Origin of the sequence: Pseudomonas laurentiana, assembly GCF_014648275.1 — a bacterium.
GTDB classification, from domain to species: domain Bacteria; phylum Pseudomonadota; class Gammaproteobacteria; order Pseudomonadales; family Pseudomonadaceae; genus Aquipseudomonas; species Aquipseudomonas laurentiana.
Window position 1 is genome coordinate 174341 of the sequence record NZ_BMQU01000004.1, and the last position, 25254, is coordinate 199594.

The window sequence follows — 25254 nt, forward strand, 5'->3', positions numbered from 1 at the left end:
CTGTTAACAACATTTTTTTAGATTTGAAAGCTAGCGCGCATCCTTTGAAAATCAGAAAAAACAAATTAAATTACTGATTTATAAGAGATATTTGCTTTTTTATCTGGTTTTCAGGCGGCTTGAGCTCTTTTCTGAGCTTGACGATCTGGTTGATAAAATTAACCTGTTAACGTATCAATGCCTCCCATGCCGGCGCGAACGATGGCTGCGCACACGACTACAAAAACAAAACGGAGCTACCACAATGAAAAAAATCAAAGCTGCCGCCCTGTACATGGCGATGACAGGTGCCGTATCTGCGCATGCCGAGACCTACACCCTCAAGGTCGCGCATTTCCTGCCGTCCACCTCCAATGTCCAGGTCAACATCATCCAGCCGTGGTGCGATCAACTGCGCCAGGAATCCCAGGATCGCCTGCAATGCCAGCTCTATCCGTCGATGCAGTTGGGTGGCACGCCGGCCAAGCTTGCGGACATGGCACGTAACGGGGTCGCCGATATCGTCTGGACCGGTCCGTCGTACTCCGCCGGCAAGTTCCCGCGGGTCGAGGCGTTGGAGCTGCCGTTCGTGCTGCCTTATGGCGGCAAGGTGGGTAACAAGATCATCTGGGATTACTACGAGCAGTACGCCAAGGAGGACTTCAAGGATTACAAGGTGCTGGTGATCCACGGCGACGGCGGCATGAGCCTGCACACACGCGGCAAGCCAGTGCAGAACCTGGCGGATCTGACCGGCCTGAAACTGCGCGCCTCCAGCCGTACTGCTGCCAAGACCATCGAAAGCCTGGGCGCTACGCCGGTGAGCATGCCGCCAGCGCAGATGACCGAAGCCATTTCCAAAGGTGTGGTGGATGGCGCCCTGGCGTCCTGGGAAGTGGTGCCGGCGACCAAGCTCAACGAAGTGACCCAGTACCACAGCGCCACTCCGGCCGGGCAGCCGGCCTTCGGTTACACCGTATTGGCCATGTTGATGAGCCAGCGCAAGTTCGACAGCCTGCCTAAGGATCTGCAGGCCATCATCGAGCGTAACAGCGGCAAGGCGTTGTCCGAACGCTTCGCCAACTCCTGGGACAACGCCATGGACCGCGCCCATGACGCGACCCCGGCGCAAGGCTTGGTCGAAATCAATGGTGCGGCCTACGCCGACATGCAGGCGGCAGCTGCGCCAGCGGTCGATCAATGGGTCAAGGAAGTTGCCGGCAAGGGGCTCGACGGCCAGGCACTGGTGGACGGCGTACGTAAACTCTCCAGTGCTGCGCAGTAACCGCCCATGAATGAATCCTTGGACTTCAACGTCGCCTCGGACGTAACACAGGGGAGTGGCCGGCGGGCCTTGATGCACCTGGCCCAGGGCTTTGCCCTGGCCGGTGGGCTGACGTTCATGGCTTTGATCGGCATGTCGCTGGTGTCCATTGTCGGTCGCAAGCTGTTCTCGGCGCCGATCCGTGGGGACATGGAGTTGATGGAGGTCGGTGCCTCCTTTGCCATCGCCGCGTTCCTGCCGTTGTGCGAGCTGCGTGGTCAACACATCAAGGTCGACGCGCTGACCCAGTGGTTGCCAGTACGCGTGCGTGATCTGCTGGATGTGTTGGCGCACCTGCTGTGCTGCGCCGTGGCCTGGATTATGGCCTGGCGTACCACGCAGCAGATGTTCGACAACCATGAGAACGGCGATGTCACCACATTGCTGTCGTTCCCGTTGTGGATTCCGTTAATGCTGATCGTACCTAGCCTGGTGTTGTTGGGTGTGTGTGCGCTGGCGCGTATCAGCGACATTTTCCAACGTATGGGAGGTCGCGCATGAGCGGTCTGAGCCTGGGTCTGATTGCGCTGTCCATTACCATGGTGCTGTTGCTGCTGCGGGTGCACATCGGCATCACCATGCTGATCGGTGGCGCGGCCTGTTTCTGGGCGGTGAACAACGGCGATCTGTCGAGCCTGTTGTTCACCCTCAATGATCTGGCCTATTCGCGCCTGTCCAACTACGACCTGGCCGTCATCCCGCTGTTTGTGATGATGGGCCAGTTCGCCACCCACGGTGGCCTGTCACGGTCGATCTTTCGTTGTGCGTCAGCGTTTATCGGCCATTGGAAGGGCGGTATGGGCATGTCGGCGATTGGCGCCTGCGCCGGTTTCGGGGCGATTTGCGGGTCCTCCCTGGCCACGGCGGCGACCATGAGCCATGTGGCGTTGCCCGAGCTGCGCCGGCACAACTATTCCGGTCGCCTGGCGACCGCGACCGTTGCTGCGGGTGGCACCCTGGGTATTTTGATTCCGCCGTCGGTACCGTTGATCATCTATGCCGTACTGACCCAGGAGTCGATCGCCAAGCTGTTTGTGGCGGCGATCGTGCCGGGGGTAGTTGCCATTGTCGGTTACATGATCGTGTTACGGATCATGGTCTCCCGGGACGAAAGCCAGGCCACGGTGTCGCCGAAGGCGACGCGGGTAGAGCGGCTCAAGGCGCTGGTTCAGGTGTCGCCAGTGATTGGCGTTTTCCTGGTGGTGATCGTCGGCATCTATGGTGGTTGGGCCAACCCGACTGAAGCGGCCTCGATCGGTGCGGCGGCCTGCGGCATCCTCGCGGTTCAGCAGGGCGGCATGCGTTGGGACGGCATTCGGGCGAGCCTGTTGGGTACAGCAGAAACCTCGGCGATGATTTTTCTCGTGTTGCTGGGCGCGGATCTGCTCAACTCCGGTCTGGCGCTGACCCAGATGCCCACGGAGCTGGCGGCGTGGGTGATCAACAGTGGCCTGGCGCCGATGCTGGTGCTGGCCGTCATCCTTGGCTTGTACCTGCTGCTGGGCTGTGTGATGGATTCGTTGGCGATGATTCTGCTGACCATCCCGATCTTCTATCCGATGATCATGGGCCTGGATTTTTATGGGCTGGACGCTTCGGAAAAATCGATCTGGTTCGGCATTCTGGCCTTGATGGTGGTGGAAATCGGACTGATTCACCCACCGCTGGGCATGAACCTGTTCATCGTCCAGCGCACAGCACGCGACGTGCCCTACAGTGAAACCGCGATAGGTATTGTCCCGTTCCTGTGTTCGGACTTGTTGCGCATCGTGTTGCTGGTCGCGTTCCCGGCGCTCAGCTTGTGGTTGTTGAGTTTCTGACGGCTACCTGCTGGAGCAGGCTTGCCTGCGAGTGTATCGGTGGTGTGTCGGTGCGTTCGCGGCGCCTGCATCGCGGGCAAGACCCGCTCCCACCACCTGCTCGGTTTTAGTTGGAGCAGGCTTGCCTGCGATGGCGCCGGTGGGGTGTCGGTGAATTCGCGGCGCCTGCATCGCGGGCAAGACCCGCTCCCACCACCTGCTCGGTTTTAGTTGGAGCAGGCGTGCCTGCGATGGCGTCGGCGGGGTGTCAGTGCGTTCGCGGCGCCTGCATCGCGGGCAAGACCCGCTCCCACCACCTGCTCGGTTTTAGTTGGAGTAGGCTTGCCTGCGATGGCGTCGGCGGGGTGTCAGTGCGTTCGCGGTGCCTGCATCGCGGGCAAGACCCGCTCCTACAACCTGCTCGGTTTTTGTTGGAGCAGGCTTGCCTGCGATGGCGTCGGCGGGGTGTCAGTGCGTTCGCGGTGCCTGCATCGCGGGCAAGACCCGCTCCTACAACCTGCTCGGTTTTTGTTGGAGCAGGCTTGCCTGCGATGGCGTCGGCGGGGTGTCAGTGAATTCGCGGGGTCTGCATCGCGGGCAAGACCCGCTCCCACCACCTGCTCGGTTTTAGTTGGAGCAGATTTGCCTGCGATGGCGTCAGCGGGGCTTCGGTGAATTCGCGGCGCCTGCATCGCGGGCAAGACCCGCTCCCACCACCTGCTCGGTTTTTGTTGGAGCAGGCTTGCCTGCGATGGCGTCGGTGGGTGTCGGTGAATTCGCGGCGCCTGCATCGCGGGCAAGACCCGCTCCCACCACCTGCTCGGTTTTTGTTGGAGCAGGCTTGCCTGCGATGGCGTCAGCGGAGTGTCAGTGCGATCAGAAGGCTAGCTTGTAGCCAATCAGCAGCAGCATGCAGGCCAGGCAAGGGCGCAGTACGTTGTCGGAGATGCGACCGGTCAGGTGGCTGCCGATGTAGATTCCGGGCAGCGAGCCGAGCAGCAGGTAGCCCAGCAGGGTCCAGTCCATGTTGCCCATGCTGGCGTGGCCGAGGCCGGCGACCAGGGTCAGGGGAACGGCGTGAGCGATTTCGGTGCCGACCAGGCGACGGGTGGCCAGGTACGGGTAGAGCAGGAACAGTGCCACAGTACCCAGGGCGCCAGCGCCGATGGACGTCAGGGAAACCATGATGCCGAGCACGACGCCGGTGATCACGGTCAGGACGTTCAGGGTCTTGTCGCTGAGGTGGTAGTGGTCGCGGGCATGTTTGCTGGCGAAGGCCTGCAGGCGGCTTTTGAACAGGATCGCCAGTGCCGTCAGTACCAGTACCACGGCCAGGCCCTGCTTGATCACTGCGTTCAACGCTTGAGTATCGGTGTGCAGGGTGGTGAGGAACCAGAGTGTCAGTGCCGCTGCTGGAACACTGCCGAGCGCGAGCCAGCCGGTGATTTTCCAGTCGATGTTCTTGTTCTTGCCATGAACCCAGACGCCGCTGCCTTTAGTGATGGCAGCGTAGAGCAGGTCGGTGCCTACAGCCGTAGCCGGGTTGATACCGAACCAGAGCAGGATCGGAGTCATCAGCGATCCGCCACCAACGCCGGTCATGCCGACGATGAAACCGACAACCAAGCCTGCAACGGAAAAACCTAAGTAACCTGCATCCATAATCTATCTAAGCACCAGACGAGCTGTGAGCGGGGCGCAAGCAGCATAACGGCTTTTTTTATAGCCAAATATAATTATGTGCTATTAGGTTATAACCAGATGTTGGAAGGGGCATTGGAACCAATGCCCCTGTTGCAGCCTCAGGTGATGGCCTGGGCCTTTACCACAGTGCGATGCTGTAGCTCAGGATCAGGCGGTTCTCGTCCAGCTTGTTGCCAAAGTGGCCGGTGCGTACGGTAGCGTTGCGCCATTTGATGCCGAAGTTTTTCAGCGCGCCGCTCTGAACCACATAGCCGATATCGGTATCGCGTTCCCATTCCTTGCCTTCAGGCTTGCCGGCACCGAGGTCGATGTTGTCGCCCTGCAGGTAGCGGGTCATGAAGGTCAGGCCGGGAATGCCCACGCTGGCGAAGTTGAAGTCGTAACGCGCCTGCAGGGACTGTTCGTCCTTGTTGGCGAAGTCGCCGATCTGCACGAAGTTCACCAGGTAAGCGTCGGCTCCATTGATGTAGGCAAAGCCGGTATCCCCGCTCATGCGTTGGTAACCCAGGCCAAAGGCGTGGCCCTGGATGCCGTAGGTGAACATTGCACCGAACGCCTTGTTGTCGACGTTGCTGCCGCCGTCGTCAAGGGAGCGGGCAAAGCGCAGATCACTTTTCAGTGACTGTCCTTCGCCCAGTGCCAGCACGTGGTTCAGGCCAAGGAAGTGCTGGCGGTAGAAGTTGTCCAGCCCACCGTAGCCGTAGGTGGTGTTCAGGCTGTCGCTCCACTTGTAGGTAAGGTTGGCGAAGTTGAACTGGTCGCTGGTGGTGCTGCGGGTCTTGATGTTCTTCGCCCCACCGGTGGTGATGGCCATGTCTTCGTAGTCGGTGGAGTCGCGCTGGTTCACTTGGCGCACCTGACCGAGGTCGACGTTCAGCTTGTCGATTTCCTGCGAGTTCAGTTGCCCGCCCTCGAAGGTCTGCGGCAGCAGGCGGGAGTCGTTGGCCATCAGCACCGGCAGTTTGGGCAACAGGGTGCCGGCTTTCAGTACGCTCTTGGAGACACGTACTTTGGCGGTCATGCCCAGTTCGCCGTATTCGTCCTGAGCGCGGCGTGGTGCTTCACGGTCACGTTGCAACAGGCCGCTGCCGCCGCGATCCGGGCTTGAATCGAGTTTGACCCCGAGCAGGCCGATGGCATCGACGCCAAAGCCGACGGTGCCTTCGGTGAAGCCGGACTCATAGCGCAGGAGAAAGCCCTGGGCCCATTCCTCGGCCTTGTTTTGAGGCGCGTTGTGCTGGCGGAAATCGCGGTTGAAATAGAAGTTGCGCAGTTCCAGGTTGGCTTTGCTGTCCTTGAGAAACTCGGCGTTGGCAGGTGCGCAGAGGCCGGCCAGCGTTGCCGAAACCAACAGGCGGGTAGCGATGGGGTGCGTGCGGTACATGGTAAAGCCCTTTTATTGTTATTGAATGGGGTACGGCCTGGCCTGCACCGGTTGCGCTCGGTGCAGGTGGTTTCAGGTGATGCTGATCAGTGGGCGACTGCCGTGGCAGCACCCAGGCCGGTCTGGGCGCGTACGAACTGGTCGTCGAATGCGGCACGTTCACGCGCGGCTTGCGCGCTGCGGTCGAGCTTGGACACCAGCACGATTACCAGGAAGGCCAGCGGCATGGAGAACAGTGCCGGGTGGTCGTACGGGTAGATCGCTTGCGCATTGCCGAGCACCGACACCCAGACTGCAGGCGACAGGATCACCAGGGTCAGGGCGGTGAACAGGCCGACGAAGCCACCGGCCAGGGCGCCCTTGGTGGTCAGGTCTTTCCAGTACATGGCCATGATCAGTACCGGGAAGTTGGTGGAGGCGGCGATGCCGAAGGTCAGGCCCACCAGGAAGGCGACGTTCTGCTTCTCGAACAGGATGCCCAGCAGGATCGCGATGATGCCCAAGCCGACCGTGGCGATACGGGTTACGCGCATCTCGTCTTTTTCGCTGGCAGTGCCTTTCTTCAGTACGGTGGCGTACAGGTCGTGGGAGATTGCCGATGCACCGGCCAGGGCCAGGCCCGACACTACGGCCAGGATGGTGGCGAAGGCCACTGCCGAGAGGAAGCCGAGGAACAGGTTGCCGCCCACGGCCTTGGCCAGGTGCATGGCAACCATGTTGCCACCGCCGATCAATGCGCCTTTGAGGTCGCCGCCGACATAGAACTGCGGGTCAGTGCCGACGATCACGATCGCGGCATAGCCCAGCACCATGACCACGAGGAAGAAGAAACCGATGAATCCGGTGGCAAAGAACACCGACTTGCGGGCTTCCTTGGCGTTCGGCACGGTGAAGAAGCGCATCAGGATATGCGGCAGGCCGGCAATCCCGAACACCAGGCCGAGCGACAGCGAAGCCGCGTTGATCGGGTCGGCGAGCATCGAGCCAGGGCCCATGATGTTCCAGCCCGTGGCGTGGGCTGCAACGGCGCGGGTTGCCAGGGTTTCAAAGCTGAAGCCGAACTCGGCCATGGCCAGCAAGGCCAGGGTGGTGCCGCCAGCCAGCAGCAGCACGGCCTTGATGATCTGTACCCAGGTGGTGGCAATCATGCCGCCGAAGATCACGTAGACCAGCATCAGCACACCAACCACCATTACCGCCGTGGAGTAATCCAGGCCGAACAGCAGTTTGATCAACTGACCCGCGCCGACCATCTGTACGACCAGGTAGCAGCACACCACGGTGAGCGAGCCGAAGGCTGCGAAGGTGCGGATTTTGCCTTGGTCCAGGCGGTAGGAGACGATGTCGGCGAAGGTATAGCGCCCGAGGTTGCGCAGGCGCTCGGCCATCAGAAAGGTGATGATCGGCCAGCCGACGAAGAACGCCACTGTGTAGATGAACCCGTCATAACCTTTGGCGAAGACCAGGCTGGACAAGCCCAGCAGGGTGGCCGCAGACATGTAGTCACCGGCAATTGCCAGACCGTTCTGGAAGCCGCTGATGCCGCCGCCAGCGGTGTAGAAGTCTGAGGTCGACTTGGTTTGCCGTGCAGCCCACCAGGTGATCATCAAGGTGCCGAGGACGAATACGAAGAACATGCCGATGGCGTGCAGGTTGATCGGTTGTTTTTCTGCCACGACGATGGGGGCGGCGAAGGCTGCGGCCGGTGACAGCAGCAGGCTGGCAAGGCCAAGGGAGGCGAGGCGACGGCTCATTTCAACTCCTCCAGCAGGTCGGCACTCAATGCGTCGAAGCGGGTGTTGGCGCTGCGCACATACCAGCCGGTGAGCAGCCAGGACAACACGATGATCGCCGCCGCGACCGGGATACCGACCGTTAGTTGGCGGCCTTCGGCCAGAGGGGCATGCAGTACTTGCGGGTAGAACGCGACCACCAGCATGAACAGGTAGTAGGCGCCCAGCACAGCGGCACTCAATGACCAGGCCAGGCGCGAACGGCTGCGCACCAGTCGCTGGAATTTGGGGTTGGCGCGGATGCGGTCGCAACTCTGCGCATGGGACAGCTCAGCGTTTTTCATCGGTGTGGCTCCTTGTTTTTTTTATTGCCTGGTGTGCCCTGCGGTCGTTTTTCGGGTGCAGGGCGTCGTGGCGATGGGCAGCAGCCCTTCGCCAGGAAAAACGGGTAAGTGTCGAGTGCCGTGTTACGCCGGCGGAATCATCTCGCGCAGCGTTTCAGCTCACTCGTGTAACGACTGATCAAAATGGGGGAATGTGGAAAACGCTGGCGCAAGGTTCGCTCGGGTAGAGCGTATTGAAGGCGATAAGACGCGCGCGTGCAGGGACTGGTCCCTGTTTGAAGATCGACATAACTGGCACCCGGTGGCTGATTATTAGCTCTTGATGTTTGCTGCACCCTTGTCGGTGGGAAGCAGCGCAGATGGCTCCGCGCACCTTATATAACAATGTCGGTCAATTATGGAAGTACTACCTGCGTTGTATAGTATTAGTACTATACATTTCGGGCCGAAAATTCAGGTATTGGGGTTCAGCCCAGCACTGGCTGTCTTGCAACAAACACATGGGCTTGCTGTTGCCTCACGTACAGCGGATCAACAAGGTGTCGCGCGTTACACAGGCATTCGATCGTTTTTCTTATATAAGTTATTGATAATAAAGAACTAAATAGCTGGCATGGTTTATGAGAGGTACTCGGCAACAGCGCCTGATGTGGCGTAGAACCTGTTGAGTACTGGAGAGCCTCCCATGCCTCGTGAAATTCGTTTGAATGCCTTTGAGATGAACTGCGTCGGTCACCAATCTCCCGGCCTCTGGGCACATCCTCGGGACCGCTCCTGGCAGTACAAGGACCTGGAGTATTGGACCGACCTGGCCAAGTTGTTGGAGCGTGGCCGTTTCGACGGCATTTTCATCGCCGATGTCATCGGTATCTACGATGTGTTCAACGGCAATGGCGATGCGGCGATCCGTCAGTCGACCCAGGTACCGGTCAACGATCCGCTGGCGCTGATCACCCCTATGGCACTGGTGACCGAGCATTTGGGTTTTGGTTTGACCGCGTCGTTGAGTTTCGAGCATCCCTATCCGTTTGCCCGCCGCCTTTCCACCCTCGATCACCTGACCAAGGGGCGCATTGGCTGGAACATTGTCACCTCTTACCTGGACAGCGGCGCGCGCAATCTCGGGCAGAAAGCCTTGAGCGATCACGATGCCCGTTACGACTATGCCGATGAGTACCTTGAAGTGCTCTACAAGCTGTTTGAGGGCAGTTGGGAGGAGGGCGCGGTACAGCGTGATCGTGAGCGGCGTATTTTCAGTGATCCGAGCAAGATCCATGGTATCAAGCATGCCGGTAAGCATTTCCAGATCCCCGGCATTCACCTTTGCGAGCCGTCGCCACAGCGCACCCCGGTGCTGTATCAGGCGGGTGCCTCCAGCCGTGGCAAGCAGTTTGCGGCCGAGCACGCCGAGTGTGTATTTGTTGCGTCTCCATCGAAGATCTTACTGAAAAAGACGGTGGCGGACATTCGTCGGCGTGCTGCCGAAGCGGGACGCGATCCGCGCAAGGTGCTGGTGTTCAACTTGCTGACCGTAATCGTCGGAGAAACCGATGCCCAGGCCCAGGCCAAGTGGCAGGACTACACGTCGTACACCAGCTACGAAGGCGCTTTGGCCTTGATCTCTGGCTGGACCGGTATCGACTTTTCCGAGTACCAGCCAGATCAGGTCCTCAAGCACATCCACACCAATGCCATTCAGTCGGCGGTCGAAACGTTCTCGACGGCGGACCCGAACAAGCAATGGACCGTAAAAGAGTTGGCCGACTGGGTGGGTATTGGCGGCTTTGGCCCGCTGCTGGTTGGCAGTGCGCAAACGGTGGCGGATGAGTTGCAGGCGTGGGTTGAGGAAACCGACGTGGATGGTTTCAACCTGGCCTATGCCCTGGCCCATGAAACCTTCGCCGATGTGGTCGAGCTGTTGGTGCCTGAGCTGCAGAAGCGCGGTGTCTACAAGAAGGAGTACACCCCTGGCACCTTGCGCGAAAAACTCTTCGGCGAAGGCCCGCGCTTGCCGCAGAACCATCCTGCTGCCGACTACCGCGATCTCGCCGCGCTGGCGGCACGTGAAGAAGACGCTTCAGTGCTGGCCTGATCCCTGCGGGATAACAGGCCACGATGATTGATCCGACCCCTCGTCGATGTGACGAGGGGTCGTTTGCTTTAGCCCTGTTTAGCACCGCCACCGATCTGCCAGACATACGGTGGTTCGGTGCCGTTGATCTCCCAGTCACCGATGATCCGCTCCTTGTAGATCAGCGGGTTGTGTGAGGCGGCTGTGCGGGCGTTGCGCCAATGACGGTCAAGCAGTTTGCTGGTGCTGGTGGCCGACGCGCTGAGCGCGTTGAACAGGTCGCTGGTGGCGCGCAGGACCAGCTCGGCAATGACCACCTGGCCTTGAGCCGACTCCAGTTCGGCGGCAATGTTGGCGGCACGCTCGGCGTCTGCATCCTTGCCAAAGTGGCTCTCGTAGGCGCGCTGCGCGGCAGCGGCTGCACGTAGCGCGGTGGCCTCGGCGGCATAGGCTTGGGCCGAGGCCTTGCCGACCACCTGCTGAACCTGAGCATCGTCACTGGCAGCGGCAGCATTGCCCGTGCTGAAAATGCGCGTGCGTTTGCGCACTTCGTCGGCGATGTCGCGCACGGCCGCACGACCGGAGCCGACCAGTACCGCCAGCAGTACCAACTGATAGAACGCGGTCTGGTATTTGAAGCGGGTGGCAAAGTCGAACAGGTTTTCGTCTTCCACCACGACGTTGTCGAACACGGAGGTGCCGCTGCCGGTGGTGCGCTGGCCAAAACCGTCCCAGTCGTCGCTGAGGGTAATACCGGGTTGCTGGACACGGACCGCAGCAATGACATCACCGCCGGTGTCGTCACGTTGGGCATAGAGGTCGATCCAGTCGGCAAAGATGCTGCCGGTGCTGTAGTACTTGGTGCCATTGACCCGCCACTGATCGCCTTGGCGCGAGACACGGGTAATCACCTGCCCCAGTTTCACGGCGCCTACTTCGGTCCAGGCATTGCCGACCAGGTCGCCGTCGAGAAAGCGCTTGAACCAGACGTCCTGTGGTGCGCTGGCGTGAGCGTTGAGGCGATCTTCGACAAAGGCGAAGTGGCCGCGCAGGGCTTGTGGCAGGTTGGAGTCGGCTTCGGCCAGTTCGATCAGCAGTTGGAACAACTGGGGCAATGAGGCGCCGGCACCACCGTATTGCACCGGTACGCGTACAGCGCCAAAGCCGGCTTCCTTGAGCCATTTCACCGGCTCATAGGGCAGGCTGCGGGTGCGCTCGCGTTCGAGGGCGCCGGCGGCGATGCGGCTGAAAATCGGCCGGAATCGTGCGGCCAGTTGTTCGTAGTCGGTTCCGTTGGAGAGGGCGTGCGGTATGTGCTGTTGCTGGGCAGTCATGGTGTAGCTCCTGTTAGGGCATTAGACAAAGCCGCGGACCGGTCTGGTCGCTGTCCCCCGGTCTAATGCACAGGCCATGCCCAGCACGTCAGGCCCCGTAATGCTTGGCGTCTGGCTCGTTTTGGCGGCTTTTTAATGTCGGCTGGCGGGCACGTTGTGGAACTGCTGCTGCCCTGGCAACAGCTGCGCCGGGAGCGCGTGCAGGCGTGTCGGCAGTGGCGTGTCGCAGCGAACTGTTTGTGCGGCAACAGATGATCAGCAGCTTGCCTGCCACGGAACATCGGGTGGCGTCCGTTGATTGTGTTCAAGTTATTGAAATATAAGGAATTAATGCTGTGGCACAGTTGCTGCTATAGCCCTTGTGTGGATGCCGCGGTGGCATGTCCAGGCAGGGGTCGATCAATGAGCAGAATACTGAAAGTCGTCGCAGTCTCCGGGAGCGTGCAGCAGCCCTCACGCACCCTGGTGCTGCTCAATGCGTTGGTGGCAGAGCTGGCGCAGCAGTTGCCCATTGAGCTGCACCTGATTGAGCTGGCCAAGGTCGGCCCGCAGTTCGCCGGTGTGCTGCGCCGTGAAGCCCTGCCTGCTGCGGTCCAGGCAGACCTGCAGGCCATCGAAAGCGCAGACCTTCTGATTGCGGCGACCCCAGTGTACCGCGCGTCCTATACCGGCCTGTTCAAGCACCTGTTCGACTTTGTTCATCACGAGGCCTTGAAGCAGGTCCCTGTGCTGCTGGCCGCTACCGGCGGTTCGGAGCGCCATGCCCTGATCATCGACCATCAACTACGACCACTGTTCGGCTTCTTCCAGGCGCTCAGCCTGCCGGTTGGCGTGTACGCCTCGGAAGCCGACTTCGACAACTACCACATCAGTAACACGCAACTGCGCGAACGTATCGAGCGCGCGGTCGAGGCTGCGGTCGCAAGCCTTGGCCCACGTTTTCAGCGCAACACCAGCGCAGCCTGATTCAGCCCTTTCAACTCAATGGAGTACCTGCAATGAGCCAAGAACAGATCAAGTTTGCCTATTGGGTGCCTAACGTCAGCGGCGGTCTGGTGGTCAGCAAGATCGAACAGCGCACCAGTTGGGACATCGACTACAACCGCAAGCTCGCGCAAATCGCCGAGAACGCCGGTTTCGAGTATGCGCTGTCGCAGATCCGCTTCACCGCCGGTTACGGCGCGGAATACCAGCATGAGTCGGTCACCTTCAGCCATGCACTGCTCGCCGCCACCACGCGCCTGAAGGTGATTGCTGCCGTGCTGCCAGGGCCCTGGACGCCTGCACTGCTGGCCAAGCAGATTGCAACCATCGACCACCTGACGGGCGGGCGTGTGGCTGTCAACGTGGTGTCGGGTTGGTTCAAGGGAGAGTTCACCGCGATCGGTGAGCCGTGGCTGGAGCACGATGAGCGCTACCGTCGTTCGGAAGAGTTCATTACCGCGCTCAAAGGCATCTGGACCACCGATAACTTCACCCAGCGCGGCGATTTCTATCGCTTCCATAACTACACCCTGCGGCCCAAGCCACTGCAGCAGCACCCCGAGATCTTCCAGGGCGGCAGCTCGCGGGCTGCTCGCGACATGGCTGCTCGGGTGTCTGACTGGTACTTCACCAACGGCAATACAGTCGAAGGCATCAAGGCTCAGGTGGATGACATCAAGGCCAAGGCTGCGGCGAACAATCATACGGTCAAGGTCGGTGTGAACGCGTTCATCATCGCTCGCGACACCGAGGAAGAGGCCCGCGCGGTGCTTGCCGAGATCATCGACAAGGCCGATCCGGAAGCGGTCAACGCGTTTGGCGATGCGGCCCGGCAAGCCGGCAAGGCCAGCCCTGAAGGCGAAGGCAACTGGGCCAAATCCAGCTTCGAGGACCTGGTGCAGTACAACGATGGCTTCAAGACCAACCTGATTGGTACGCCGCAACAGATTGCCGAGCGTATCGTCGCCCTGAAAGCGGTAGGGGTGGATCTGGTGTTGGGTGGCTTCCTGCACTTCCAGGAAGAAGTCGAGTACTTCGGTCGCAAGGTGCTGCCATTGGTCCGTGAGCTGGAAGCCCAGCGTCTGGTTGACAAGGCCGTAGCCTGAGGCGGGAGGCGCTATGGTTCAGTTTGCGCAGCACCGCCCTGATGCCCCAGGCACGTTGCCCGAATGGCTGCAGCGACAGGCGGCGGATCACGCTACACGCCTGGCCTTGCGGCACAAGCACTTGGGCGTTTGGCAGGTGCGTACCTGGCAGCAGTTGGCCGATGAGGTCCATCGTCTGGCCACGGCGTTTCAACAGCGTGGCTTCACGGAGGCGAGCACCCTCGTGGTATTGAGTCGTCCACGGCCGGAAGCCTTGATTGCGGCGCTGGCGGCGCAATGGCTGGGTGGGGTCGCCGTGTTGTTCGATCCGTTGCAGGGCAGTGCTGCTCAGGTTGAGTTGTTGCGTGAGCTGAACCCTGGCTACTTCTTCGCGGAAGGTGCGGAGGAAATGGCGTTGGTCGGCGCGGCGAAGTTGAGTGCTTCTCTGCTGTTTTATGCCGATGGACGAGGTGTGGCGGCCGAGTACGCAGAAGCGGCTCTCGATTACGCCGTGCTGGTGGCAACCTCGGCCGATCCGGCGCTCAAGGTGAGGGCGCGCACGGAGCGCAGCGCCTTCAATTTCTACCGTTTGCATGAGGACCAGCACATCGAATTGCAACGTATCAGCCATGGGGAGTTGGTGCGTGAAGGCGCGCGTCTGGTGCAGCTGGAGCACCTTGGTCCGGATGAGGAAGCACTGGCGGCCCGGGCCTTCGCTGCAGGTGGCCAGGCGCGTTACTTGCTGGCGCCATGGCTGATTGCCGGATTTCGCCTGAACTTCCCCGAAAACCTGCACACCCGCGACCGTGATCGTCGCGAGCTGGGGCCGACCCTGGTAGCGGGTACGCGCGAGACATATGGCCGGCTTTATCAGGAGGTGCTGACACGCCTGCCGGATGCAGGCACCTGGCAGCGGCGGTTGGTGGATTGGGCACTGGCGGCTCAACCGGGAGCACTGCGCCGTCTGCTCGGCTACTGGCTGGTGAGACGTGCGCTGCGCGACATCATTGGCTTCAGCCGCATACAGGCACCGCTGTTGGTCGGGGAGCCGTTGGCAGAGCCGGTGCAGGCTTTTTTTGCCGCGTTGGATATCCGTGTCCGGACCTGGCCGGACCCTGCACGCTGGCAGGTGGCGCCAATTGAGCCTGCCAGCCGTATCAGTGGCTGGATCGATGATCGTCCGCAACTGGCTTGATGAGGAGAGAGAACGATGTCCACACGCCACTCTGCTGTGCCGGCGCCATTGTTGGCGCTGGACAACATTTCCCTGTCCTTCAAGGGCGTCACGGCGGTTGCCGGCATCAGCTTCTCGGTTGCGCCCGGTGAGATCTGTGCCTTGATCGGGCCTAACGGTGCCGGCAAGAGTTCGCTGTTGAATGTGATCAACGGGGTGTACCAGGCGCAGGAAGGCCGCATTCACTTTGCCGGCCAGGTGCAGCGTCGCATGCGTCCTCACGACGCGGCGCAACGCGGTATCGCCCGGACCTTTCAGAACATTGCGTTGTTCAAGGGCATGACGGTACTCGACAACGTCCTGACCGGGCGCAACCTGAAACGGCGCAGCAGTTGGTTGGAGCAAGCGCTGCGGGTTGGGCGGGTTGCGGCTGAAGATGACCTGCAGCGCGAAGCGGCAGAGCGCGTCATTGCGTTTCTACAGATCCAGCCGTGGCGTGATGCGATTGTCGGTACCTTGCCCTATGGCCTGCAAAAGCGGGTTGAGTTGGCGCGTGCCTTGGCCGCAGAACCTACCTTGTTGTTGCTGGATGAGCCAATGGCCGGGATGAATGCCGAAGAGAAGGCGCAGATGAGCCGGTTTATCGTCGACATCAACCGCGAGTTCGGTACCACCGTGGTGTTGATCGAGCACGATATCGGCGTGGTCATGGGTATTTCGCACCATGTGGTGGTGCTGGACTATGGCCGCAAGATTGGCGATGGCCCGCCGGATCAGGTCCGGCAAAACCCTGACGTAATTGCCGCTTACCTCGGTACCCGACACTAACCCGCGTTCACGTGTTTGCCGTCCTGCGTTGGGCGGTTGGCCTCGTATTGCCCGAAAAGCAGGAAACGACATGGATTTTTTCTTTGAAGTACTGATCGGCGGCTTGCTGGCCGGGGTGATGTACGCCCTGGTGGCCATCGGGTTTGTACTGATCTACAAGGCCTCCGGCGTGTTCAATTTCGCTCAGGGCGCGATGGTGCTGTTCTCTGCGCTGACCTTTGTCAGTTTGCTGGAGCGCGGGCTGCCGTTCTGGTTGGCGTTTGTCTTGACCCTGGCGGCGATGGTGCTGTTGGCCCTGGCGGTTGAACGGGTGGTGCTACGGCCGTTGGTCAACCGCTCACCGATCACCTTGTTCATGGCCACGCTTGGCCTGTCGTACATGATCGAAGGCTTTGCCCAGGCGCTGTGGGGCGCACAGGTGCATGGCCTTGAACTGGGCATCAGTGATGAGCCGTTGGCGGTGGGCGGCATGTTGCTGTCTTCGTTCGACCTGTTCGCGGCGGCTACGGCAGCGCTGCTGGTGCTGGTGTTGTCGTTGCTGTTCAGCAAGACCCGCATTGGCTTGTCGTTGCGGGCCGTGGCCGACGATCCCGTTGCGGCGTTGGCCGTGGGTATTCGTCTGCAGCGTATCTGGGCGGTGGTGTGGGCGGTAGCCGGGTTTGTCGGCCTGGTTGCCGGGCTGCTCTGGGGCGCCCGCCTGGGGGTGCAGTTCTCCCTTTCGCTCATCGTGCTCAAGGCCTTGCCGGTACTGATCATTGGCGGGTTCACCTCGATCAGTGGGGCGATTGTCGGCGGTCTGATCATCGGTGCCAGCGAGAAGCTTGCCGAGGTCTACCTCGGGCCGTTCGTGGGAGGGGGCATCGAGAACTGGTTCCCCTATGTGCTGGCGTTGCTGTTTCTGCTGGTGCGTCCAGCCGGATTGTTTGGCGAACGTGCCATTGAGCGGGTTTGAGGGAGAGTGCCATGTTGTACAACGAAGCCGGTCAGTTCAGTACCCGTTACGCCCAGGATCGTCGCGTATTCCGCCTGCGTCAGGATCGCCACGCCCTGTTGGCATTGTTGCTGTTTGCCTTTGTGGCGGTGCCCTACCTGGGCAATGACTACTGGTTCAGTGCCATTCTGATTCCGTTTCTGGTGTTGTCGCTGGCGGGGCTCGGGCTGAATTTGCTGACGGGCTATGCCGGGCAACTCTCCCTCGGTTCGGCGGCCTTCATGGCGGTAGGGGCGTTTGCTACCTACAACTTCGAACTGCGCGTACCGGGTTTGCCGTTACTGCTGAGCCTTGCGCTGGGGGGCGTTTGTGCGGCCCTGACGGCCTTGCTGTTCGGTTTGCCCAGCCTTCGCATCAAGGGCTTCTACTTGCTGGTGTCGACCCTGGCCGCGCAGTTCTTCGTGCAATGGGCGTTGACCAAGTTCAGCTGGTTTTCCAATGACAGCGCCTCAGGGGTCATCAGTGCGCCGCCGTTGCAACTCATGGGCGTCGATTTCAGTTCGCCGGCGGGCCGTTACCTGTTCACCCTTGGGGTGGTCGTGGTGCTGTTCTGGTTGGGTAAAAACCTGGTGCGCAGCGAGTTGGGGCGCAACTGGATGGCCGTGCGCGACATGGACACAGCGGCTGCAGTCATCGGTATCCCATTGCTCAAGACCAAGCTGTTGGCCTTTGCCATCAGCGGATTTTTCCTCGGTATTGCCGGCGCACTCTGGGCCTTTACCTACCTGGGTACGGTAGAGCCTCATGGCTTTGACCTGAACCGCTCATTCCAGGTGTTGTTCATCATCATTATCGGGGGGCTGGGCAGCTTGCTTGGCAATTTCCTCGGTGCGGCGTTCATCGTGCTGTTTCCGATCCTGCTCTCGAACCTGGCCGGGCTGTTGCCTGCGGGCCTGATCGACGCCGGTCAGGTCGAGAACCTGCAAAAGATGGTGTTCGGTGCACTGATCATTCTTTTCCTGATCAAGGAACCAGAGGGGCTGGCGCGCCTCTGGCAACGATTTCGCGAGCGCGCACGGCGATGGCCGCTGCGCTACTGAGCGAATCCCTGCAGGCGGAGCTCGCTCCGCATTTCACCCTTCAGGCGCAAGCCATTGCTTAACGATTCGACAAGGAAACACGCGATGTTCAAACGATCTTTGCTCAGCAGCCTCGCGCTGGCCGTGAGCTTGAGTGCCACTGCCTTTATCGCCAAAGCCGATGGCGAACAGTACTTCCCGTTGCAAAGCTACCGCGTTGGCCCTTATGCGGCAGGCGGTACCGGCTTCTTTGGCGGGTTTATCGATTACCTCAAGTACGTCAACGCCAACGGCGGGGTGAATGGGGTCAAGCTGACCTGGAGCGAGTGCGAAACCGAGTACGTGGTAGAGAAGGGCGTTGAGTGCTACGAGCGCCTGAAAAACGGCTTGAACGGGGCGCCAGCCGCCGCGACCAACCCGCTGTCGGTAGGTATTGCCTATGCCACCCTGGACCGCTCGACGGCAGACAAGCTGCCGCTGATCACCATCAATCACGGGCGCACGGACTCCACCGACGGCAGCGTGTTCCCCTATGCCTTTCCGCTGCAGCTGAACCCGTACTCCGAGGTGTCGGCGATCATCAACTACATCGGCCAGCAGTCAGGCGGATTGGACAAGTTGAGTGGCAAGAAAATCGTTACGCTCTACCACGGCTCACCCTATGGCAAGGAGACCAACGAGGTCTTGCAAGCGCTGGCCGACAAGTATGGCTTCAGCCTGACCCTGCTGGAGGTGCCGCACCCGGGCAACGAGCAGCAATCGCAATGGTTGAACATCCGTCGCGCCAAGCCGGACTGGGTCATTCTGCGAGGCTGGGGAGTCATGAACCCGGTTGCTCTGAAGAGTGCGCAGAAGGTCGGCTTCCCGGCGGACCGAATCATCGGCAACATCTGGAGCAACTCCGAGGAAGACGCCGCTCCGGCAGGGGCTGCGGCCAAAGGCTTCATCTCCATTACCACGCACCCCTCCGGAACCACTTTTCCGGTGACGCAAGGGATCAAGAAGGACGTTATCGATGCCGGTCATGGCGACCTCGCCGATCCAAAGCGCTTCGGTACCGTCTACTACAACCTGGGTGTGGTGAACGGCATTCTCAACGTCGAGGCGGTGCGACTGGCGCAGGAAAAGTACGGTCACAAGCCATTGACTGGCGAGCAAGTGCGCTGGGGCTTTGAGCACCTGAAACTGGATGACGCACGGCTCAAGGAACTGGGTGCTTTGGGCCTGGTGCAGCCTCTGCAATTGTCCTGCTCTGACCATGAAGGTGGCGGTGCCGTGCGCTTCCAGCAGTGGGACGGGGAGAAATGGAACCTGATCAGCGATTGGGTGCAGGCCGACCGCGCGCTGCTGCGACCGATCATCGAAGCGTCTGCACAAAAGTACGCGAAGGAGAAAGGCATCACCCCACGGGATTGCAGCCAGGCGTCCTGATCGCGTGACGACGCCGGGGCACAGGTGCCCCGGTGTTGTCTGGATTGACTGGCGGGAATGGCGCTGCCGGGTCTGGTCTGCTGACCCGCAGCGAGGACGGCGGGCCTTTGCCCTAGGAGTAGAACGTCGGGGTTGGCAGTTGGGCATTCAGCGCCCAGTCACCCAGCTCTTGCAGTTTGTAGTCCACGGGATCATGCAGGGATTGTGTGCGCAGGTTGCGCCAATAGCGGTCGAGGCGCAGTGCTGCATGGGTGGAGCGGGCGCCTGTCACTTCAAACAAGCGGCTGGTCAGGTCCAGGCCGATGCGTGTTGCCGCCACCTTGGCGGTTGCGATGGCGATGGCCAGTTCACCGCGTTCTTCGCTATGCAGTTGATGCTCTTTGCGCCAGGCGTGATCGAGCATTGCGTTTGCCCGTTCGGTGAGCAATCGCACGCTTTCCAGGCCAACCCAGAACTCGCCATAGTGGCCGAGGATGTAAGGGTCTTCGTTGGCGTGTTCAACCTTGGCCTTGAACCAGGGTCGGGTTTCCTTGAGGGTGTAGCTTCGGGCTTCGGCGAAGGCACCTTCGGCAATGCCAAGGAACATGTTGACGAAGGTGAGTTGCGCGATCAGTGGGCGCAGGCAGGCGAAGGGCGTACTCAACGGGCCTGGATCGAGCAGCAGTTCGTTTTCCTCGACCCGTACCCGTTCAAAGGTGGCGCTGCCACTGTCGGTTTGCCGTTGACCAATATTGTCCCAGTCGCCGTGCAGGGTGATGCCGGTGCGCCCGCTCGGGATGGCGGCGATCAGCAGTTTGCCCTGGGTGGACTCATCCAGCGCCGAGGCGATCAGCATTTCCGAGTCGGCCGAGCCCGAGCAGAAGCTTTTACGCCCTGAAAATTCACGCCAGCCGGCGAGTTTTTTCGAGACGGTACGGGTATCCAGCGGGTTGAGGGCGTTGCCCCAGAACCAGTTGTTGCGTGCCGTCAGCTCGAACCACGGCTGCCATTGGTCTGGCCGGGAGAACAAGCGCACGGTAGCCAGCATCAGGTGCTGGAAGCCAAAGACGTGAGCGATCGAACTGTCGACCTTGGCAAATTCGCGAACAATGCTCAGCGTCTCCGTCCAGCCAGCACCCAGGCCGCCGTATTGCGTCGGAATGATCAAGCCCAGCAAGCCGCTTTGGCGCAGGGCATCGCGCTCGGCTTTCGGTGTGCCGCCGAGACGGTCACGTTCTGCCGCGCTTTCGGCAAACGTACTGGCCAGTGCTTGGGCAATCTGCAGTGGCGTCAGGAGTGCGGATTGATGAATAGCAGTCACAGGCTGTCCTCATCGGTGAGTAAGGGGGCTTGAGGCGCGTCCATCAGGCCGGTTGCGCTGTTGCCTGGGTGGGCAGCACGTCGTTGGCGATCATTTCGCCGAAGGGACCTGAGAGGTTGGTGACACCGCGGCCTGCCAGGCTCGCGTAGGGTTCCGGCAGCAGCGGAAAGACCAGTTCGGCAAAGCGGTAGGCCTCTTCCAGGTGCGGGTAGCCGGAGAAGATGAAGCTCTCGATGCCGAGGTCCGCATACTCTTTGATCCGTGCGGCCACTTGCTGTGGATCACCGACCAGGGCCGTGCCTGCACCACCACGCACCAGGCCAACGCCGGCCCAGAGGTTCGGGTAGATCTCCAACTGGTCACGCCGACCGCCATGCAGCGCGGCCATGCGCCGTTGCCCCTCGGAATCGAAACGTGAAAAGGACTGCTGGGCGGCGGCAAGGGTTTCGTCGCTGATGTTGGCAATCAGCTTGTCGGCTGCTTGCCAGGCCTGTTCGGCCGTCTCGCGGACAATCACATGCAAGCGAATGCCGAACTTCACGGTACGCCCGTGTTTGGCTGCACGAGCACGAACATCGGCGATTTTTTCGGCGACAGCCGCCGGTGGTTCGCCCCAGGTCAGGTAGACATCCACCTGTTCGGCAGCCAGTTCGTGGGCCGCGTCGGAAGAGCCGCCGAAATACAGCGGCGGATAGGGTTTTTGCACGGGTGGATAGAGCGCCTTGGCGTTCTGTACCTGAAGGTGCTTGCCGTCATAGTCCACGGCTTCACCCTGCAGCACGCGCCGCCAGATATGCAAAAACTCGCCACTGGCCTCATAGCGTTCGCTGTGGTTGAGATGCAGGCCGTCTCCACGGTTTTCGTCAGGGTCACCGCCGGTCACCACGTTGATCAGCAGGCGACCTGCGGACAAGCGATCAAGGGTCGCGGCCATGCGCGCAGAGACCGTTGGCGAAATGATCCCGGGGCGGATGGCCACCAGGTAACGCAGGCGCTCAGTCAGAGGCGCCAATGCAGAAGCCACCACCCAGGAGTCCTCGCAAGAGCGCCCAGTGGGTATCAGTACACCGTAGTAACCGAGGCTGTCGGCGGCCTGGGCCACTTGTTTGAGGTAGGGCAGGGTGACGGGGCGGGCGCCCTCACTGGTACCCAGTAAATGACCGTCGCCATGGGTAGGCAGAAACCAGAAAACATTCATATTGGCGCCTCAGGCAATTTTACGTAAAACAGCGCGGTGACCGTTCAGTTGCTCGGCGGCTTTTTCCCCGGCCAGGCGGATACGTGCTTGCAGGGCCGTGCTGGTGATCTGGTAGTTGCTGAAATCGGCTTCGGCGGCGTAGACCCCGATCGGCAGGGTGACCGACTGGAAGAAGCTGAACAGCGGGCGCAGTTGGTGGTCGATGACCAGCGCATGACGTTCACTGCCTCCGGTAGCGGCGAGCAGTACCGGCGTATCAATCAGGGCATCCTGGCCAATCAGGTCGAACAGGTGCTTGAACTGGCCTGGGTAGGTGCCACGGTAGACGGGCGCCGCGACGATCAGCAGGTCGGCGGACTCGATTGCGCGCAGCTCATGCTCTACGGTTTCCGGCAGTTCTTTACGCGAGAGTGCGCTGCCCAGTGGGCGGACGATATCCCCCAGCTCAATGACCTTGCTCTCGATGGGCAGTTGCTGCGCCAGTTCAGCCAGAATGGCCTGGGTCAGAACCAGGGTGCGCGAAGGGCGGAACGTGCCACCGGAAACGGCGACGACTTTGATAGGGGTGCTCATGGCTACAGGCCCGTTGCTGTTGAAGGAGCAGGGGCAGGAGCAAGAGTTGTTCCATGTTTAAAAAGCTTTATTTATCAGGTTGTTATGGGTTTTTTACAGGAAGCTCAAGTGTTGCTTGAAGTGCGCCCTGTTGAATGACTGTTGCTGAGCAGACAGTGTCGGCGCTGTTGTTGGCGCAACAGTGGCTGCGGGGGCGGCGGCTGTACGAGGCGTGAAGCGGCTGAATTTTACGGATTCTTTACGCGTCTGTGTGCTGCGCTGTAACGATACTTGCGCGCGCCATCCAGTCAGAGCCCGCACATGTCCCTTGCCAGAGTCCGCTTGATCGGTTTCATCCTCGGTGTCTTCCTCATCACCCTTGCGGTGAGCATGATGATCCCGCTGTTCACCTTGGTGCTTTATGAGCAGCGGGATGGGCTCTCTGCGTTTATTCGGTCAGGTGTCATCACCTTCATCACCGGCATTGCGCTGGTCGCCCAAGGGCGTCCAGAGGATGCTCATTTGCGGCCGCGAGACATGTACTTGCTGACGACGGCCAGTTGGGTTGTGGTCTGTACCTTTGCCGCGCTGCCGATGGTGTTCATTCGGGATATCAGCTACACAGATGCGTTTTTTGAAACCATGTCGGGTATCACCACCACCGGCTCGACCGTACTGACCGGGCTGGACACCGCATCCCCGGGGTTGCTGATCTGGCGCTCGATGTTGCATTGGTTGGGCGGCATCGGTTTTATCGGTATGGCGGTAGCGATTCTGCCGCTGCTGCGCGTCGGTGGTATGCGTTTGTTCCAGACCGAGTCGTCAGACTGGTCGGACAAAGTGCTGCCGCGCTCCCATGTGATGGCGAAATACATTCTGCTGGTCTATGTGGTGCTGACCGGGATTGGCTACCTGGCGTTCTGGTGGGCCGGGATGACGCCATTCGAGGCAATCAACCACTCGATGTCACTGATATCCACCGGTGGTTTCTCGACCTCGGACAGTTCGTTGGCGCACTGGTCGCAGCCGTCCATTCACTGGGTCGCGGTGGGGGTGATGATCCTGGGCAGCTTGCCTTTTACGTTGTATGTGGCCGTATTGCGGGGCAATAGAGGCGCGTTGTTCAAGGATCATCAGGTGCGTGGTTTCATTGGCTTTCTGGTGGTGACCTGGTTGCTGTTTGGAACCTGGCTGCATTTCAACGGGCCATACGGGTGGTGGGAGGCGGTGCGTCTGGTGGCGGTCAACGTCACATCGGTGGTTACTACTACGGGTGTTGCGCTGGGGGACTACACCCTGTGGGGCACGTTTTCCGTGTTGTTCTTCTTCTACCTGACATTCGTCGGTGGCTGTTCGGGGTCAACTGCCGGTGGTTTGAAGATCTTTCGCTTTCAGGTCGCCGGCCAGTTACTGCATGGCAGCCTTTCGCAACTGATTCACCCGCGCGCAACGATTCGCAGCAAGTACAACGGCCATCCGCTGGATGAGGACATTGTGCGTTCGTTGCTGACCTTCTGCTTTTTCTTTACCACCACCATCGCCGCCATTGCCTTGGGGTTGGCGTTGATCGGGCTGGACTGGACCATCGCACTCACTGGCGCCGCAACGGCTGTCTGCAATGTGGGGCCGGGGTTGGGCCCGGTGATCGGTCCGGTCGGTAATTTCTCTACGCTGCCAGATGCCGCAAAGTGGCTGCTGACCGTTGGCATGTTGCTGGGTCGTCTTGAGATTCTGACGGTTCTGGTGCTGTTCACACCTTCGTTCTGGCGCTTCTAAAAATTCCGGGCGCTGCCCCGCCTCAGCCCCCATCACGGGGGCTGAATCAGATATACTCCGCGCCCCAAAAATGAGGCAGCGCTGTTTAGCGATAAGCCTGTCTGGTTGCTGTTGTTGGTGTTAACGCCTGGACAGGGCCATATCGACCGCCGCAATCAGCTTTCCCAGGTCCTTTGGGGTGGCTTTGTGCACGACGTTGAACAGTGCTTCAACGCTTGGGGTATAGGAGCCGGTTTCAAAGCGGCTGATGGTTTTGGGGTCAAAACCGGTTTTCTCGCCGAGATCAGCCTGAGTAAGCCCTGCGACCTTGCGGTAGCGCTTGATGGCTGGACCCAAACTTGAAATTGTCATCGCTTAATTCACATTTAGAATCAAGAACTTAACGGTATTTCGTTGAGCTAGGCAACGCCAGATCCTGTAACATTACTGTCATAAATGTGATGTAATTCGTGGAATTGGATTGTCAGACACAAGTCTGAATGCCTGGTTCAACATGGACTTGATCCAGTATTACGACCGCCACTAACGGAGTTCTAACGTGCGTCTCAATTTGCCGGTAACCTCTGTCGAGCAGACGTTTCCGGAGCATCAACGCCTTGTTTCCGCCACCGATGTCACCAGTAAAATCACTTACTGCAATGCCGAATTCGCCGCTATGAGCGGCTTTAGTCAGGCAGAACTGATCGGTAGTACCCACAACCTTGTACGTCACCCGGACATGCCGCCAGAGGTGTTCCAGTTGATGTGGCAGTACCTGAAGGCCGGCCACAGCTGGATGGGGATCGTCAAGAACCGCTGCAAGAACGGCAACTTCTACTGGGTCAGTGCCTATGTCACGCCGGTGCTCGAGGATGGGCACCTGGTGGGGTATGAGTCGGTGCGGGTAAAGCCGACCCGCGAGCAAGTGCAGCGTGCCGAGGCACTCTATGCGCGTTTGCGCGAAGGCAAGCCTGCCGTGCCGGTGCTGCGCCGCGCGGCGGTCATTGGCAAGGCATTGGCGTTGCCGGTGCTGGCTGCTGGGGTTGCGATTGCGGTGAACCAAAGTGCCCCTGGCCTGCTGGGGCAGGGCGCCACGCTTGGGCTGTTTGGGCTGGTTGGTCTCTACGGCCACAGCCGCCTTGGGCGCCAGCTTGAACAGATCATGGAGTCTACGCCCAATACCTTCGCCGACCCGATCGTTGCAATGACCTACACCGATGCCGTGGGGCCGAGCGCGCAGCTTCAGATGATCCTGATCAGTGAAG

At 60.3% G+C, this 25254-nt stretch carries 21 protein-coding genes and 1 pseudogene; 13 read left to right on the forward strand and 9 right to left on the reverse strand.

Features of this window, described 5'->3' with window-relative positions:
- Positions 1–244 precede the first annotated feature (244 nt).
- The 3 genes from IE038_RS06140 to IE038_RS06150 are packed head-to-tail and all read left to right on the forward strand — an operon-like array spanning position 245 to position 3123.
- Positions 245–1264, forward strand: coding sequence for a TRAP transporter substrate-binding protein (locus IE038_RS06140; RefSeq protein WP_189395318.1), 1020 nt, complete (start codon positions 245–247; stop codon positions 1262–1264).
- 6 nt (positions 1265–1270) lie between these two features.
- Complete coding sequence (locus IE038_RS06145) at positions 1271–1804, forward strand: TRAP transporter small permease (RefSeq protein WP_163938343.1); 534 nt, start codon at positions 1271–1273, stop codon at positions 1802–1804.
- Entirely contained in the window at positions 1801–3123 is a 1323-nt protein-coding gene (locus tag IE038_RS06150; protein WP_163938340.1) for a TRAP transporter large permease, read from the forward strand. The genes IE038_RS06145 and IE038_RS06150 overlap by 4 nt, the downstream gene beginning before the upstream one ends.
- An 855-nt stretch (positions 3124–3978) precedes the next feature.
- Here the strand turns inward: IE038_RS06150 and IE038_RS06155 are convergent.
- The 4 genes from IE038_RS06155 to IE038_RS06170 all read right to left on the reverse strand — a co-directional run bounded on the left by IE038_RS06155 (position 3979) and on the right by IE038_RS06170 (position 8267).
- A complete protein-coding gene (locus IE038_RS06155; protein WP_163936816.1) occupies positions 3979–4764 on the reverse strand; it encodes a sulfite exporter TauE/SafE family protein in 786 nt (261 codons plus the stop codon).
- A 160-nt stretch (positions 4765–4924) separates the two neighbouring features.
- Positions 4925–6190 carry an OprD family porin gene (locus IE038_RS06160; protein ID WP_163936813.1) on the reverse strand — a complete coding sequence of 422 codons (1266 nt, stop codon included), beginning with the start codon at positions 6188–6190 and terminating at the stop codon, positions 4925–4927.
- A gap of 86 nt (positions 6191–6276) precedes the next feature.
- A complete protein-coding gene (locus IE038_RS06165; protein WP_229775631.1) occupies positions 6277–7944 on the reverse strand; it encodes a cation acetate symporter in 1668 nt (555 codons plus the stop codon).
- Positions 7941–8267: a DUF485 domain-containing protein gene (locus tag IE038_RS06170; RefSeq protein WP_163936810.1), complete on the reverse strand. Its 327-nt coding sequence runs from the start codon at positions 8265–8267 to the stop codon at positions 7941–7943. Before IE038_RS06170 ends, IE038_RS06165 begins: the two co-directional genes overlap by 4 nt.
- A 685-nt stretch (positions 8268–8952) precedes the next feature.
- Here IE038_RS06170 and IE038_RS06175 point away from each other — a divergent pair.
- Positions 8953–10359: an LLM class flavin-dependent oxidoreductase gene (locus tag IE038_RS06175; protein WP_189395319.1), complete on the forward strand. Its 1407-nt coding sequence runs from the start codon at positions 8953–8955 to the stop codon at positions 10357–10359.
- Positions 10360–10427: 68 nt separating this feature from the next.
- On the opposite strand, the gene IE038_RS06180 is transcribed toward IE038_RS06175, so the two are convergent.
- Positions 10428–11672, reverse strand: coding sequence for an acyl-CoA dehydrogenase family protein (locus tag IE038_RS06180; protein WP_189395320.1), 1245 nt, complete (start codon positions 11670–11672; stop codon positions 10428–10430).
- A gap of 402 nt (positions 11673–12074) precedes the next feature.
- Here IE038_RS06180 and msuE (IE038_RS06185) point away from each other — a divergent pair, with 402 nt between their 5' ends.
- From msuE (IE038_RS06185) to IE038_RS06215, 7 genes are all read left to right on the forward strand, one after another.
- Positions 12075–12638 carry an FMN reductase gene (gene msuE, locus IE038_RS06185; RefSeq protein ID WP_163936806.1) on the forward strand — a complete coding sequence of 188 codons (564 nt, stop codon included), beginning with the start codon at positions 12075–12077 and terminating at the stop codon, positions 12636–12638.
- A gap of 32 nt (positions 12639–12670) precedes the next feature.
- Positions 12671–13762: a dimethylsulfone monooxygenase SfnG gene (gene sfnG / locus IE038_RS06190; protein WP_163936803.1), complete on the forward strand. Its 1092-nt coding sequence runs from the start codon at positions 12671–12673 to the stop codon at positions 13760–13762.
- Positions 13763–13775: 13 nt separating this feature from the next.
- Entirely contained in the window at positions 13776–14936 is a 1161-nt protein-coding gene (locus tag IE038_RS06195; RefSeq protein ID WP_163936799.1) for an AMP-binding protein, read from the forward strand.
- A 15-nt stretch (positions 14937–14951) separates the two neighbouring features.
- A complete protein-coding gene (locus tag IE038_RS06200; RefSeq protein ID WP_189395321.1) occupies positions 14952–15743 on the forward strand; it encodes an ABC transporter ATP-binding protein in 792 nt (263 codons plus the stop codon).
- 70 nt (positions 15744–15813) lie between these two features.
- Complete coding sequence (locus tag IE038_RS06205; RefSeq protein ID WP_163936796.1) at positions 15814–16695, forward strand: branched-chain amino acid ABC transporter permease; 882 nt, start codon at positions 15814–15816, stop codon at positions 16693–16695.
- Positions 16696–16706: 11 nt separating this feature from the next.
- A complete protein-coding gene (locus IE038_RS06210) occupies positions 16707–17774 on the forward strand; it encodes a branched-chain amino acid ABC transporter permease (RefSeq protein ID WP_163936793.1) in 1068 nt (355 codons plus the stop codon).
- A gap of 84 nt (positions 17775–17858) precedes the next feature.
- Complete coding sequence (locus tag IE038_RS06215; RefSeq protein ID WP_163936790.1) at positions 17859–19184, forward strand: ABC transporter substrate-binding protein; 1326 nt, start codon at positions 17859–17861, stop codon at positions 19182–19184.
- A gap of 112 nt (positions 19185–19296) precedes the next feature.
- On the opposite strand, the gene IE038_RS06220 is transcribed toward IE038_RS06215, so the two are convergent.
- The 3 genes from IE038_RS06220 to msuE (IE038_RS06230) are packed head-to-tail and all read right to left on the reverse strand — an operon-like array spanning position 19297 to position 22255.
- Complete coding sequence (locus IE038_RS06220) at positions 19297–20484, reverse strand: acyl-CoA dehydrogenase family protein (RefSeq protein WP_189395322.1); 1188 nt, start codon at positions 20482–20484, stop codon at positions 19297–19299.
- Between the two features lie 43 nt (positions 20485–20527).
- Complete coding sequence (ssuD, locus tag IE038_RS06225; RefSeq protein WP_163936787.1) at positions 20528–21682, reverse strand: FMNH2-dependent alkanesulfonate monooxygenase; 1155 nt, start codon at positions 21680–21682, stop codon at positions 20528–20530.
- Positions 21683–21691: 9 nt separating this feature from the next.
- On the reverse strand, positions 21692–22255 hold the full coding sequence (msuE, locus tag IE038_RS06230; RefSeq protein ID WP_163936784.1) for an FMN reductase: 564 nt from the start codon (positions 22253–22255) through the stop codon (positions 21692–21694).
- Positions 22256–22555: 300 nt separating this feature from the next.
- Between msuE (IE038_RS06230) and IE038_RS06235 the strand changes: the two genes are divergently transcribed.
- On the forward strand, positions 22556–24010 hold the full coding sequence (locus IE038_RS06235) for a TrkH family potassium uptake protein (protein ID WP_189395323.1): 1455 nt from the start codon (positions 22556–22558) through the stop codon (positions 24008–24010).
- Positions 24011–24130: 120 nt separating this feature from the next.
- Here the strand turns inward: IE038_RS06235 and IE038_RS06240 are convergent, their stop codons facing one another.
- Positions 24131–24361: a helix-turn-helix transcriptional regulator gene (locus IE038_RS06240; protein WP_163936782.1), complete on the reverse strand. Its 231-nt coding sequence runs from the start codon at positions 24359–24361 to the stop codon at positions 24131–24133.
- Positions 24362–24665: 304 nt separating this feature from the next.
- On the opposite strand from IE038_RS06240, the pseudogene IE038_RS25220 reads away from it, so the two are divergent.
- A pseudogene (locus IE038_RS25220) lies at positions 24666–24827 on the forward strand (PAS domain-containing protein); the annotation flags it as partial.
- Positions 24828–25254: the final 427 nt, after the last annotated feature.